This window comes from Citrobacter sp. Cpo040 (genome assembly GCF_030332915.1).
Classification (GTDB): Bacteria; Pseudomonadota; Gammaproteobacteria; order Enterobacterales; family Enterobacteriaceae; genus Citrobacter; species Citrobacter portucalensis.
This window is the reverse complement of sequence record NZ_JAOWGX010000034.1, coordinates 1376179-1390910: the sequence shown is the minus strand read 5'-3', so window position 1 is coordinate 1390910 and position 14732 is coordinate 1376179. Positions and strand designations below refer to the sequence as shown.

Sequence of the window (14732 nt, the reverse complement as noted above, 5' to 3'; positions counted from 1 at the left end):
CCCTTTTGCATACTCCATTTTGGGTGCGCTCAGGGAAGTGCAAGCAGAATGCCAGGATGCTTTAAAAGACGTATTAATCCTTAATTATTTGAATTTATTAATGTATTCCAATATTTCTAACGGGGCGGTAAAGCGAGGGGCTATGCAGAATTTTGCGCAGTGTGCAAAATTCTGCATAGCAAATTTGCGTATCAGGAACCCGAAGGGTCGATGCCGTACTCTTGTAATTTATACATCAGGGCGCGTCGGCTAATCCCCAGCATCAACGCCGTGCGAGTGCGGTTGCCATCCTGACTGTCGAGGACTTCGAGGATAATTCGTTTTTCCTCACGCTTAATCTCTTCTTTCAGATTGCGCTCCCCGGAGTGAGTCGGTTTTGTCTCTGTCGTGGCGCTCACCGGGTTGCGGAAAGTGTCGGGGAGATCGTCGGCAAAAATTATCGCGCCAGTATTCATAATGACGGCACGTTCGATGACGTTTGACAGTTCACGAATGTTACCCGGCCAGGGCCAGGCGGTGAGCATCGACATTGCCGTCGGGTCGATCTCGATGATATCGCGCTGATTTTCAGCGCTGAATTTTTGTAAAAAGTGGTTGGCGAGTAAGGCAATGTCTTCACGACGCTCGCGTAAGGGAGGCAAAGTTAAATGGATAACGTTGAGCCGGTAAAACAGGTCTTCGCGAAACGTTCCTTCCTTCACCATGGTTTGCAGGCAGCGGTTGGTGGCGGCAACGATACGAATATCAACGCGAATGGTCTGGTGCCCGCCGATGCGTTCAAACTCTCTCTCCTGCAAAATACGCAGCAGTTTGGCCTGCAACACCAGCGGCATCTCACCAATTTCATCAAGCAACAGCGTTCCCTGATGAGCGCGCTCGAATAACCCCTGACGCAACGTCTGCGCCCCGGTAAAAGCGCCTTTTTCGTGACCAAATAGCTCGCTTTCCAGCAGCGACTCCGGCAGAGCCGCGCAGTTAACTTTGATAAATGGGCCATTGGCGCGTTTGCTGTTGTAGTGAATGGCGCGGGCGATCAGCTCTTTTCCTGTGCCGCTTTCACCGCTTATCAGGACACTGGCCTGTGAGAGGGCGATTTTCGCCGTGTCTTTACAGATATCCATCATACGCGGACTGTTGGTCAGAATATGCCCCCACTGCCAGCTGGTGCTCAAGGCTTTGTGTAGATTGCGGATTTCCTGTTTCATCTCCTGCAGTTGCAATGCGCGTTGAATCACCATGCTTAGCTCGTCGAGATCAAAAGGTTTAATCACGTAATCAAATGCGCCGCTACGTAGCGCTTCTACGGCGGTTTCGACTTCGGCGTAAGCGGTCATCAGAATGACGGGGATCCGTGGTTGTTGCGCGCGCATCACTTTCAGCGCGTCGATGCCGTCCATCTCCGGCATGCGAATATCCATCAGCACGACGTCTGGCTGCGTTTCGCTAAACAGGCTCAGCGCGGCTTTCCCGTCGCTGGCGCAATGCGTTTCATGCCCTTGCAGGGAAAATGCGGTGGCAAGCATACGGCGAACATTTTCTTCATCATCAACGATGAGAATACGGTATGTCGTTTTCATTCTGACGGATTTCCCTGCGGGTTAAGAGGTAAAATCAGGGTGAATATTGCCCCACAGCCGGGTTGGCTGGTGACGTGGATATCCCCCTGATGCGCATTGATGATGCGCTGGCTCAGCGCCAGTCCAAGACCAGTGCCTGACGCTTTTGTCGTAAAAAAGGGATCGAATATTTTCTTCTGGATGGCGAGATCGATACCGTTGCCATTATCTTCAATCATCACGGCCTGCTGTGAGGCCGAGTATTGCCAGGTGCGAATGCGAATTTCGCCTCGCGCAGCGATCGCCTGTACCGCATTGATTAAAATGTTGAGGATCACCTGCTTGAGGAGTTCGCGATCGGCGACGATCGGCGGCAGGCTGGGATCTAATTCCGTGGTAAAACCAATCCGTGCCTGAAGGCCGGCGGTTTGCACCAGGATTAGCGTTTCTTCAATCAACGCATTGAGCTGAATCTGCTGCCACTGGCTTTGTCGCGGGCGTGAAAAATCTAACAGTTGTTGAATAACTTTATTGATGGAATCAATTTCGTTAAGCACAACAGATAAATACTCCTGATGTTCCGGCAGGGAGGTTTGCTGGCGGATGATCTGGACGTAGCCACGGATTGCGGTCAGCGGGTTTCTCACTTCATGCGCGACCCCGGCCATCAGTTCACCCAGAGTGGCGAGCCTTTCGGTTTGCGCCAACCGACGCTGGGTCTCTTTCCGGGCGGTTAAATCGGAGAAAATAACCAGCGCGCCAATCAGCTCACCGTGTGCGTTATGGATCCGACTGGTGGTAACACTTATCTCAATGGTGCGTTCACGTCCCGGAAAGCTAATCTCCTGAGCCACGTGCTCAGTACCGTGCTCAAGAGTATCCAGTACCGGGCTATGAAACTGCGTGTTGGCAAACAGCGTTGCATAGGACTGTCCGACCAGTTCATGCAGCGTGTAGCCAGTTATCTGCTCTGCCGCCGGGTTCATGGTGGTGACGTCGCCTTGTCTGTCGATGGCGATCACACCATCTGCGGCATTTTCAATAATCAGATCGTTGAGGGTTTTGGTTTCCCGTAGCGTTTGCGCCAGCGCATTAACACTACGGCTGATTTGTCCCAGCTCGCCGGGGAGTTCAGGCAGTCGGGCGGGCGTTTTTTGTGCCAGCGTTGAGAGCCCATCAGTGATAATGTCGATATTCGCACTGAGTCGGCGTGAAAAATGCACGATCAGCAGCAGACTAAAGATGAGCCCGGTAACCAGCACGGCAATTATCCTGACGTCCATTCTCCAGGCCTGCTGGCGGATATCTTGGGTTAGCTCATTGGCCCAGATATACCCAATAACCTCTCCATGGCGCTCTATTGGGATCATTGAGTTGAGTATGTCGCCGCGCACCTGTCGCCCAGAATAGACCACTGGCGCATTGCTACTCATCACTTCGCGTCCCGGATGATCGTCGGTGATAGTGATACCTACATTGCTCTGATACAGCGCAGAGGGCGCGTAGGTGATAATGGCATCCAGCGCTTTGTGGTAATACCCTGCGCCAACGCCGGGAAACGCCCGGGTAATTCGCTCGGTAACGGGGGCTAACTCATGATTAAGCGCCCGAATGCGCTCTTCGCGCGGCAGGTTGTCGTAGTTGTTAAAGCTGTCGCCCAGCGCATCGTTTAGCAGAGCTATGACTGATGACAGTTTTTTCTCTTTTTCAGATAAGACTGCTGAACGGCCTTCAGTTTCTACGATATAACCTATGGATATCGTCGGAATGATGACCATCAGAATGGCCATCATGATCATTTGGTTGCGTAATCGTCGTGGATATAACCGACGAGCCAGCCATCTCAGGTCGCGCATTCTGACATCCATGCAGTGTTTTTCAGGCAAACGACGATTATCACGGGTTAAGACAACGGTTTCAGCGCGGTGTATCATATTCCCGTAAAGAGAGGGCATTGCGACGCCGGACATTTACCGCTACCTTAACCACACTCTATTAATGCCCTGAGGCGGAGCTTCGCCCCTTTGAAATACCTTGCTTCCGTTCATTCAACCCTAAAAGTTTCACGCTACCTGTTCAGAGCGTTGGCGCTCGTCATCTGGTGTCTGATTGCGTTCGCCTCCGTGTTCTACATTGTGAATGCGCTGCACCAGCGAGAGTCTGAGATCCATCAGGAACTTAATCTCAGCTCCGATCAGGCCCAGCGCTACATTCAGCGCACATCTGATGTCATTAAAGAGCTTAAATATATTGCCGAGAATCGCTTAACGGCGGAAAACGGTGTGATGTCGCTGCGGGCGCGAGATGATAAAACCGTCGTGCCTAATTTTGAGCCGTTGTTTGCCGACTCAGACTGTTCTGTCATGGGCAACGCCTGGCGAGGTTCTCTGGAATCACTGGCATGGTTTATGCGCTACTGGCGCGACAACTTTTCCGCCGCCTATGATTTAAATCGAGTGTTCCTGATCGGCAGCGACAACCTCTGTATGGCCAATTTCGGCTTGCGTGATATGCCCGTCGAACGTGACGAGGCCCTGAAGGCGCTGCATGAGCGCATTATTAAGTATCGCAATGCTACGCAAGACGAAAACGGTAACAACTTGTTCTGGATCAGCCAGGGGCCACGTCCGGGAGTAGGGTATTTCTATGCGCTGACGCCGGTTTACCTCGCCAATCGCCTCCAGGCGCTGTTGGGCGTAGAGCAGCCTATTCGCATGGAGAATTTCTTCACTCCGGGCAGTTTACCGATGGGTGTGACCATCCTCGACGAAAATGGCCATGCGCTAATTTCTCTCACTGGCCCTGAAGGGAATATTAAGGCTGAGCCCCACTGGATGCAGGAGCGCTCCTGGTTTGGCTACACGCCGGGTTTCCGCGAGCTGGTATTGAAGAAGAATCTGCCTCCGTCCTCCCTGAGCATCGTGTACTCCGTTCCGGTCGATCTGGTGCTGGAACGGATCCGCATGATGATCCTGAACGCTATCTTGTTGAACGTGCTGGTTGGCGCGGCATTGTTTATGCTCACGCGCATGTATGAACGGCGCATTTTTATTCCGGCGGAAAGTGATGCTCAGCGGCTGGAAGAACATGAGCAGTTTAACCGTAAAATCGTAGCTTCTGCGCCGGTGGGTATTTGTATTCTGCGCACGATGGATGGGATTAACATCCTGAGTAACGAACTGGCGCACACCTATCTGAACATGTTGACGCATGAAGACCGTCAGCGGCTAACGCAAATTATTTGCGGCCAACAGGTCAATTTTGTTGATGTACTGACCAGCAACAATACCAATCTGCAAATCAGCTTTGTGCACTCGCGCTATCGCAATGAAAACGTGGCAATTTGTGTCCTGGTTGATGTCAGTGCGCGCGTTAAAATGGAAGAGTCGTTGCAGGAGATGGCGCAGGCGGCGGAACAGGCCAGCCAGTCCAAATCGATGTTCCTTGCGACGGTGAGCCATGAGCTACGTACACCGCTATATGGCATTATCGGTAATCTTGATTTGTTGCAAACCAAAGAGTTACCGAGTGGGGTGGATCGTCTGGTAACGGCGATGAATAACTCTTCCAGCCTGCTGCTGAAAATTATCAGCGATATTCTCGACTTCTCAAAAATCGAATCTGAACAGCTGAAGATTGAGCCGCGAGAGTTTTCACCGCGTGAAGTCATGAACCATATTACGGCTAACTATTTGCCGCTGGTGGTCCGCAAGCAGTTGGGGTTGTACTGCTTTATCGACCCGGATGTGCCCGTGGCGCTGAATGGCGATCCGATGCGTTTACAACAGGTGATTTCTAATCTGCTGAGTAACGCAATCAAGTTTACCGATACCGGTTGTATTGTGCTGCACGTGCAGTGCAGCGGCGACTACCTGAGCATTCGAGTGCGTGATACCGGTGTAGGGATCCCTGCCAAAGAGGTGGTTCGGTTGTTCGATCCTTTCTTCCAGGTGGGGACTGGCGTACAGCGTAATTTCCAGGGAACGGGACTCGGTTTGGCGATTTGTGAAAAACTGATCAGCATGATGGATGGGGATATTTCCGTCGATTCCGAGCCGGGAATGGGGAGTCAGTTTACGCTGCGTATTCCGCTTTATGGCGCACAGTATCCGCTGAAAAAGGGTGTTGAAGGATTGGCAGGCACGCGTTGCTGGCTGGCAGTACGTAATGCGTCACTGTACCAATTTCTCGAATCCAGCCTGACGCGTAACGGGATGACGGTGCTGCGATATGAGGGACAACAGCCCGATGCGGATGACCTGCTGGTGGCCGACGATGTGCTGGAACAGGCCTGGCAGGGACGAGCAGCGGTAATTTTCTGCCGCCGCCATATTGGCATTCCGCTGGAAAGAGAGCCTGGAGAATGGGTACACAGCGTGGCGTCACCGCACGAACTGCCTGCGCTGTTGGCGCATATCTACAGTGTAGAGCTGGGGAGTGAAGATCTCTCCACGGCGCTGCCAGCCCCGGATAAAGCCGGTGCGACGAACGATGACATGATGATCCTGGTTGTTGACGATCACCCTATCAACCGGCGCTTACTGGCCGATCAGCTGGGATCGTTGGGATATCAGTGTAAAACGGCGAATGACGGTGTGGATGCGCTCAATGTACTCAGCAAAAACCATATCGATATCGTGCTGAGTGACGTCAACATGCCAAATATGGATGGTTATCGCCTGACGCAGCGTATCCGCCAGCTAGGGTTAACGCTGCCTGTTGTGGGGGTAACGGCAAACGCGCTGGCCGAAGAGAAGCAGCGTTGTCTGGAATCAGGTATGGATAGCTGTCTGTCCAAGCCGGTGACCTTAGACGTATTGAAGCAAACGCTGGCGGTCTATGCGGAAAGAGTGAGAAAAACGCGGGGATAGGGGATAAAAGAGCCGGATGGCGGCGTTAGTCTTATCCGGCCTACGAAACGTGCACGATGCTGTTTATTCGTAGGCCTGATAAACGCAGCGCCATCAGGCATTTTGACGTGATAAAGAATTACTCTTTGTCTGACGGACTCAGCGTCACAGAGGAGAGGTAATTCAGCAGTGCGATATCGTTTTCCACACCAAGCTTCATCATTGCCGATTTTTTCTGGCTACTGATGGTTTTAATGCTGCGGTTGAGCTTTTTGGCGATCTCAGTAACCAGGAAACCTTCGGCAAACAAGCGCAGAACTTCACTCTCTTTCGGTGACAGACGTTTGTCGCCATAGCCGCTGGCGCTGATTTTCTCCAGCAGACGAGACACGCTTTCCGGGGTAAATTTCTTACCTTTCTGCAGCGCGGCCAGCGCTTTTGGCAGGTCGGTTGGCGCGCCTTGCTTCAGTACGATCCCTTCGATATCGAGATCCAGTACCGCGCTCAGGATAGCCGGATTGTTGTTCATGGTCAGAACGATAATCGACAGGCTTGGGAAATGACGCTTGATATATTTAATTAACGTGATCCCATCACCGTATTTATCTCCCGGCATGGAGAGGTCGGTAATCAACACATGCGCATCCAACTTAGGCAAATTGTTGATCAGTGCAGTGGAGTCTTCAAATTCGCCGACAACATTTACCCACTCGATTTGCTCAAGTGATTTACGAATACCGAACAGTACAATCGGGTGGTCATCGGCAATAATTACGTTCATAGTGTTCATGTATTGGGCTACCTTGCTACAGCAAGCTCTTGACGTAAACGTCAATGTCGCTGATGTATTTTTCTATACCTGGAGCATCTTTCTCTTGAATAAGATGTTCCAGCGCTTCACATAACTGCTTGCCGGGTACCAGATTAAGCATGGCAAACACGCCTTTCAGGCGATGGGCCGTTTGGGCTAATGCAGCGAAATCGCTGATAGCCGCCTCAGTATACAACCTCTTAACATCATCCGGTACTGTGTCTACAAAGAGTGCGTAGTAACCACTGGCATGAAGTTCGGCGTTTTCATCTCCGCCGAGGGGGAGTTCCTGGAACTCTTCTTGTGCCAGCTGCTCTTCAATCAGCTCAAGGACAGCTTCCTGCATAGCATTGCTCATATTAAAGTTGACGCGCAGTTGGCCTGGGCCAATTTTCCGTACGCCAGACTCATCATCGCTTAAAAGTAGGCCTGAGGCAGTAAGATTAGACGGATTATCCGTTAAAAAGAGATCATATTCTTGACTATTCAACCGTTCATCGGGCGTGATGCAGGTTGCCCCCCAGTTTTCCAGCTGACGTAATACAATGCTACGTACGTCATTTGAGGTGACATCAACCATTACGCAGACGTCATCCAACAGGCGCTCTTCACTATCAGCATGTTGATCGTGCAGCGGCATTTTAACATGGACGATGTAACGTGTTCCAAGTTCTTCCCGTGCTTTAATATTCAGGTGTCCGCCAAGTTTGCGGGCTAACTGATCGCACAGCCAGAACGTCAGCGGGTTGGCTTTGCCATACCGATCGCCCTGCGTGTCATTAATGAATGGGAAATGGAGATTATCAACTTCATTTAATGTGACGCCTTCCCCGGTATCCAGAATGCGGAAGGTCAGGCGTTCGGCCTCTGACTCATCCTGGTCGACTTCCAGCGTGATTTTACCAATCTGCGTGGTGGTTACCGCATATTGGATCAACAGCAGCAAAATACGGCGCAAGGCATCGCGATCGCCACGGCGTTCGTCATGGGCGCTTAAGTGATTTTTAATCAGCAGCTGCAGCCCTTTGCGCTTAATGGCCGGCAGAACCTCCGGAACCACGTCGTCAATTAATGCCTGCACGGAAAACAGTGTGGATTCACCTTTCCAGGCATCGTTCTCCAGCAGGTTGGCTAGCTGGATTTCGTCCACCATGCGCACCAGAACGTCGGCCTGATTGGCCAGTTTCTGGCTGTCTGGTGTATTGAGCGCGGCGGCATTAGCAGCCAGCGTTTTCGCGGGGTCTTTCAGCGCGCTGCCAATATTCTGCATAAAGGCCGCGCGGGCCTGCTGGTTTTTCTCATACAGCCGCTGTGCTTGTTTCAGTTTCTTATTGACCAGCACCTCGCGGTCCTGGTCACGAATGATAAAGATCTGCGTTCTCGGGGAGATCTGGCTGCGAAACAGTCTGATCTCATACAGTTCATTATTGATGGTGGCCTGAATCACTCCCTGATGCTGCTCTGCCATATTGGTAATGTTTTGCAGATTTAAATGCGGCAGCAGGTGGTCGGCAATTTTATTGCTGATAACCGTGCGGTTTGCTTCCTGATCGTGTACCAGTAATCCCAGCGGCAGAAGGGAAACAATCTCTTCATTGATTGCGCGCAGAACACGCAGTTCGTTATTTGCCGCAAGGTTTGGCGCCACTTCAGTCGAACGGGCAGGGAGGTGGCGAAAGGTGGTATAGCCAAACAGCGCCAGAGCCAGTAACGCAATGTTCAGCAAAAGCGGTAGCAGAATGCTTTGCAATGTGTCGAGCAGCAATGAGCCAAACGGAACCTGCCACACCAGCCGCATATCCGTTGAGTTTAGCGCCGAAGAGATCTCAATTTTACTGTTGTTGAAATTAATGCTGACGCTGTCAGGCGACTCTTTTTCATTCAGGTGCTCGGTCGTTGAGGTGGCATCAGGTTCCAGATGGAAACTGTCCAACGGCATCCCGGGAGGGATCAAGTCATTAATCGGCAGGTCAAAGGCGACAACCGTTGCCAGATGTCCTGGCTGATTAAAGGTCGTGCGTAGCGTGAAGTAATGCCCGTTTTGCCAGGCCAGACGGCGCAGTGAAGAGAAGCTTTCACGTTCATCCAGCGCATTAGCCTGTTGCAGCATCTCAGCGCGCCGGGAATCCACAATATTTCCAATCGTCGATTCTTTAAAACCAGAGGTCAGATCTTTCAGCGGTAACGTCGAGATTAGGATCAGGCTGTTGTCCTGACCATTCAGGTAATACATTGACCATGGGACATTCTCCGCGCCCCACAACGTGTCCAGATACGTTGAAATACGCTGGGTCATTTCCAGTGTAGAACTGTCATGCGAGCCGAAAATCAGCGCTTCAGTCTTTCTGCGGGGTTTCTCAAGATAATAGATATCTTGTTTCAGACGCGTTTCCTGTAGCCCATCTGCGCCTGGTGAACTGGTTGTAGCGGCAATATTGTCATAGATTTGCCAGGTCACGTATCGCCAGGTATCGACCCTTTTATGAATGGCATGGGTAATATCGACAATCTGATAACTCTTATCCTTTAGCCAGGTGTTGACGGCGCTCTGGACCATAACACCCATCATCACCAACAGCACAACGATCAGTAATAAGAAGAAACGGGTAATACTTCCTGGTAACAGGGAGAATCGGGTGGAAACCGTTGTGTCAGACTGACTCATTCGTGTTTATGACCTGTTAAACGACGCGAAAGATGAAGGGGCAGTATAAAGGGTAATGTATGAATTACCACACTTACACCGCGCGGCATAGCTTGCATTTTTTACGCCTCATTTTGTTGCAGCCATGACGGTGCAAAGGTGTACAGTGGATAAAGGCGGGTACAAATATTTGTACGGAAAGTATACATTTAGCATTAAATAACAAGAAATTATTTATCAAATTTATATCTGATCACAACGCTACGAGATAGTTAATAGTCGTTATAGTTTTGCATCGGTAGCACAGAAAGGTAAGTTTTGTGTAAAGAAGGGTAAAAAAAAACCGAACGCTGAGCATTCGGCTGAAATAGGGGTAAACAGACATTCATAAATGAATGACGGTAATAAATAAAGTTAATGATGATAGCGGGTCTATTTTAGTTGCGAGTGAAGATTTTGTTTTGTCATTCAGTGCTATAAGATTTTTTTGTGTAATGCATTGATTTTAAAGAGTATTGAAATGATTCTTGATTATTTGTGCTTATTCCGACTGTTTTTTGATTTTAAAAAAGTTCCCTCGCATTAACATTTGGAAACATCTATGCCGATAAATGAAACACCTTAAAAGTTTTAGTATCATATTCGTGTTGGATTATTCTGTGTTTTTGCGGAGAATGAAGTTGCCGACTGGTTAATGACCTTAATCAGTATGCAGTGGCATAAAAAAGCAATAAAGGCATATAACAGAGGGTTAATAACATGAAAGTTAAAGTACTGTCCCTCCTGGTACCAGCACTGCTGGTAGCAGGCGCAGCGAATGCGGCTGAAATTTATAACAAAGACGGCAACAAATTAGATCTGTACGGTAAAGTCGATGGTCTGCACTATTTCTCCGACAACAAAGGTGATGATGGTGACAAGACTTACATGCGTATCGGCTTCAAAGGCGAAACTCAGGTTAACGACCAACTGACCGGTTACGGCCAGTGGGAATACCAGATTCAGGGTAATGCGGCTGAAAGTGAAAACAACGCCTGGACCCGTGTAGCGTTTGCGGGTCTGAAATTCGCTGACGTAGGTTCTTTCGACTACGGTCGTAACTACGGCGTAGTTTACGACGTAACGTCCTGGACCGACGTTCTGCCGGAATTCGGCGGCGATACTTACGGTGCTGACAACTTCATGCAGCAGCGTGGTAACGGCTTCGCGACCTACCGTAACACCGACTTCTTCGGTTTGGTTGATGGCCTGAACTTTGCCATTCAGTATCAGGGTAAAAACGGTAGCGTAAGCGGCGAAGACGAGAACGGCAGAACGTTCACTGGCGTGACCAACAACGGTCGTGACGCGCTGCGTCAAAACGGCGACGGCGTTGGCGGATCTATCACTTATGATATCGGTGAAGGCTTCGCACTGGGTACTGCTGTCACCAGCTCCAAACGTACTGACGAGCAGAACCGTTTGAACTTCGGTACTGGCGACCGTGCTGAAACCTACACTGGTGGTCTGAAATACGACGCGAACAACGTGTACCTGGCAGCACAGTACACCCAGACCTACAACGCAACGCGTGCAGGCTCCCTGGGCTGGGCTAACAAAGCACAGAACTTCGAAGCCGTTGCTCAGTACCAGTTCGACTTCGGTCTGCGTCCGTCCGTGGCTTACCTGCAGTCCAAAGGTAAAGACCTGGGCCGCGGCTATGGCGACGAAGATATCCTGAAATATGTTGATGTTGGCGCGACCTACTACTTCAACAAAAACATGTCCACCTATGTTGATTACAAAATCAACCTGCTGGATGACAACCAGTTCACTCGTGATGCTGGCATCAGCACCGATGACATCGTAGCACTGGGCCTGGTTTACCAGTTCTAATCTACATTATGTCTATCAAAGGCCCTGCGGGGCCTTTTTTAATGCCGTTTTTTCGCCGTACAAACAACGATTTTTGGTGTACTCTTGCGCCCGTTCGCATGAGGATAATTACGTATGGAAATGAATTTTTATCGCGCAGCACTGCTGGCTGTGACGATCTTTTTTGTCGGGTGCGATGAGGCCCCGAAACCTGCTCAGACCACAACACCTGCCATCGTTCTGGAAGGTAAAACGATGGGCACTTTCTGGCGGGTCAGCGCGGTAGGCGTAGATGCCAAACGCGCCAGGGAACTGCAGGCCAAGATCCAGACCCAGCTTGATGCCGATGATCAACTGCTCTCCACCTATAAAAACGATTCTGCGTTAATGCGCTTTAACCTGTCGAAAAGTCTGTCGCCGTGGCCGGTTAACGACGCCATGGCGGATATCGTGACTTCGGCGCTACGCATTGGTGCAAAAACCGATGGGGCCATGGATATCACCGTGGGGCCGTTAGTCAACCTGTGGGGATTTGGCCCGGATCAGCAACCGTTGCATATTCCCACCCAAGGGCAAATTGACGCTGCAAAAGCGCAAACCGGGCTTTCTCATCTGAAAGTCGTGAATGAAGCGCATCAGAACTACCTGCAAAAAGACTTGCCGGATCTGTATGTGGATCTCTCTACCGTTGGTGAAGGGTACGCCGCCGATCATCTGGCTCGATTGATGGAGCAAGAAGGGATCGCCCGTTATCTGGTTTCCGTTGGTGGTGCACTGAACAGCAGAGGAATGAATGCTGAAGGGCATCCGTGGCGAGTGGCGATCCAGAAACCGACCGATCGCGAAAACGCTGTGCAGGCGATTGTCGACATTAACGGGCACGGCATTAGCACCTCCGGCAGCTACCGGAACTATTATGAGCTGGACGGTAAGCGCCTTTCCCATGTTATCGACCCGCAAACCGGTCGCCCGATCGAACATAATTTGGTGTCCGTAACGGTGATTGCCCCAACGGCGCTGGAGGCCGATGGCTGGGATACCGGATTGATGGTGCTCGGCCCGGAAAAGGCCAAAGAAGTCGTGCGTCGTGAAGGGTTGGCGGTCTATATGATTGTGAAAGAGGGCGAGGGGTTTAAAACCTGGATGTCGCCGCAGTTTAATAGCTTTCTGGTCAGCGAAAAAAATTAAAAAGCAAGATTGCGGGTTTTTATGCCCGACGATGGGGACACACTGAGGCTAAGCGCTATGCTTAACAAAGGAGTCCGAAATGAAAAATCGTTTACGCATCACTGACGATGACCGTTGGCAGTCCGTTGTGGATCGCGACGTTAACGCCGACGGTCAGTTTGTTTTTGCCGTCCAGACCACCGGTATTTTCTGCCGTCCGTCCTGTCGGGCAAAACATGCGCTGCGCAAAAATGTCCGTTTTTTCGCCGATGCCCAGCAGGCTCAGGATGCCGGGTTTCGCCCCTGTAAGCGCTGCCAGCCGGATAAAGACAGCGCGCAACAGCATCGGCTGGACAAAATTGCCCGCGCCTGTCAGTTGTTGGAGCAAGAGTCACCTCTTACGCTGGACGAGCTGGCACAGCAGGTGGCAATGAGCCCGTATCACTTGCATCGTCTGTTCAAAGCCACGACGGGCATGACCCCGAAAGTGTGGCAACAATCATGGCGTGCTCGCCGTCTGCGTGATGCCCTGGCGAAAGGTGTTCCGGTTACACAGGCGATTCTCAACGCCGGATTCCCCGACAGCAGCAGCTACTATCGCAAAGCCGATCAAGCATTAGGCATGACGGCAAAGCAATTTCGTAAAGGTGGCGACAACGTTTCTGTACGCTATACCCTCGCAGATTGCGCTCTGGGTCGCTGTCTGGTGGCGGAAAGCGAGCGGGGTATCTGCGCGATCTTGCTTGGCGATGATGACGCTACGTTGGTTGCGGATCTTCATGCGCTGTTTCCCGCCGCGCAGGATGTTCCTGCAGATGCCAATTTTCAGCAGCGCGTGCGCGAAGTGATCGTAGCGATCAATTCGCGTGACGCGCCGCTATCGCTACCCCTGGATATCCGGGGCACCGCATTTCAGCAGCAGGTGTGGCAGGCGCTGCGCACAATTCCGTGCGGCGAAACAGTGAGCTACCAACAGCTGGCCAGCGCCATCGGCAAACCGAAGGCGGTGCGCGCGGTGGCCAGTGCCTGTGGGGCCAACAAACTGGCGATTGTTATCCCGTGTCACCGGGTGATCCGTGGCGATGGCGCACTTTCGGGCTACCGATGGGGTATTGCGCGCAAGGCGCAGCTACTGCATCGGGAAGCTACTGGCGAGGAAACATAATGCTCGATCTCTTTGCGGATGCGAAACCCTGGCAGGAGCCGCTGGCGTCAGGTGCGGTTATTCTGCGACGTTTCGCTTTTGACTCTGCGCCCTCTTTACTGCAGGCGATAGCGGCTGTCGCCAGACAGTCGCCGTTTCGCCAGATGGTGACGCCCGGCGGCTATACGATGTCGGTGGCGATGACCAACTGCGGCCATCTGGGCTGGACGACGGATCAGCATGGCTATCTTTATTCTCCGTTTGATCCACTCACCGGCACGCACTGGCCGCCGCTGCCGGATGCGTTCGCTGATTTGTGCCAACAGGCGGCGACGGCGGCGGGCTATGCTGATTTTCAACCCAATGCCTGCCTGATTAACCGCTACACGCCAGGGGCAAAACTGTCCTTACATCAGGATAAAGACGAGCCCGACCTGCGGGCGCCAATTGTCTCTGTATCGCTGGGGCTACCAGCCATCTTTCAATTTGGCGGCTTGCGCCGTAATGACCCTTTAAAGCGTTTACTGCTGGAACACGGCGATGTCGTGGTGTGGGGCGGTAATTCGCGGCTGTTTTATCATGGGATCCAGCCGCTTAAGACGGGCTATCATCCGTTGACCGGAGACTGTCGTTACAATCTGACTTTTCGCCAGGCAGGTAAAAAAGAATAAAAATAAGAATTATTATTGCTGTCAGCGAAGAGATG

At 51.5% G+C, this 14732-nt stretch carries 9 protein-coding genes; 5 read left to right on the top strand and 4 right to left on the bottom strand.

The annotated features are described in order from the left end of the window. Nucleotides 1-191 precede the first annotated feature (191 nt). Together atoC and atoS are read right to left on the bottom strand one after the other, a co-directional pair. Nucleotides 192-1577: an acetoacetate metabolism transcriptional regulator AtoC gene (gene atoC / locus OGX86_RS11430; RefSeq protein ID WP_286640071.1), complete on the bottom strand. Its 1386-nt coding sequence runs from the start codon at nt 1575-1577 to the stop codon at nt 192-194. Beyond that, nucleotides 1574-3412 carry a two-component system sensor histidine kinase AtoS gene (gene atoS / locus OGX86_RS11425; protein ID WP_042307221.1) on the bottom strand — a complete coding sequence of 613 codons (1839 nt, stop codon included), beginning with the start codon at nt 3410-3412 and terminating at the stop codon, nt 1574-1576. The genes atoC and atoS overlap by 4 nt, the downstream gene beginning before the upstream one ends. Nucleotides 3413-3580: 168 nt before the next feature. On the opposite strand from atoS, the gene rcsC reads away from it, so the two are divergent. Then, entirely contained in the window at nt 3581-6427 is a 2847-nt protein-coding gene (gene rcsC, locus OGX86_RS11420) for a two-component system sensor histidine kinase RcsC (RefSeq protein WP_008785313.1), read from the top strand. Nucleotides 6428-6545: 118 nt separating this feature from the next. Here rcsC and rcsB read toward each other — a convergent pair whose 3' ends face one another. Then, the gene (rcsB, locus tag OGX86_RS11415; protein ID WP_003027592.1) at nt 6546-7196 is read right to left on the bottom strand and encodes a response regulator transcription factor RcsB; all 651 of its coding nucleotides are present in this window, start codon (nt 7194-7196) and stop codon (nt 6546-6548) included. A 16-nt stretch (nt 7197-7212) separates the two neighbouring features. Beyond that, the gene (gene rcsD / locus OGX86_RS11410; protein WP_048215882.1) at nt 7213-9882 is read right to left on the bottom strand and encodes a phosphotransferase RcsD; all 2670 of its coding nucleotides are present in this window, start codon (nt 9880-9882) and stop codon (nt 7213-7215) included. A gap of 738 nt (nt 9883-10620) precedes the next feature. On the opposite strand from rcsD, the gene OGX86_RS11405 reads away from it, so the two are divergent. The 4 genes from OGX86_RS11405 (at nt 10621) to alkB (ending at nt 14697) form a co-directional block, all read left to right on the top strand. Continuing rightward, complete coding sequence (locus tag OGX86_RS11405) at nt 10621-11736, top strand: porin OmpC (RefSeq protein ID WP_048215883.1); 1116 nt, start codon at nt 10621-10623, stop codon at nt 11734-11736. A 114-nt stretch (nt 11737-11850) separates the two neighbouring features. After that, entirely contained in the window at nt 11851-12903 is a 1053-nt protein-coding gene (gene apbE / locus OGX86_RS11400) for an FAD:protein FMN transferase ApbE (RefSeq protein WP_048224669.1), read from the top strand. Nucleotides 12904-12982: 79 nt separating this feature from the next. Then, nucleotides 12983-14047 carry a bifunctional DNA-binding transcriptional regulator/O6-methylguanine-DNA methyltransferase Ada gene (gene ada, locus OGX86_RS11395; RefSeq protein WP_286563424.1) on the top strand — a complete coding sequence of 355 codons (1065 nt, stop codon included), beginning with the start codon at nt 12983-12985 and terminating at the stop codon, nt 14045-14047. Continuing rightward, complete coding sequence (gene alkB, locus OGX86_RS11390) at nt 14047-14697, top strand: DNA oxidative demethylase AlkB (protein WP_410741936.1); 651 nt, start codon at nt 14047-14049, stop codon at nt 14695-14697. The genes ada and alkB overlap by 1 nt, the downstream gene beginning before the upstream one ends. Nucleotides 14698-14732: the final 35 nt, after the last annotated feature.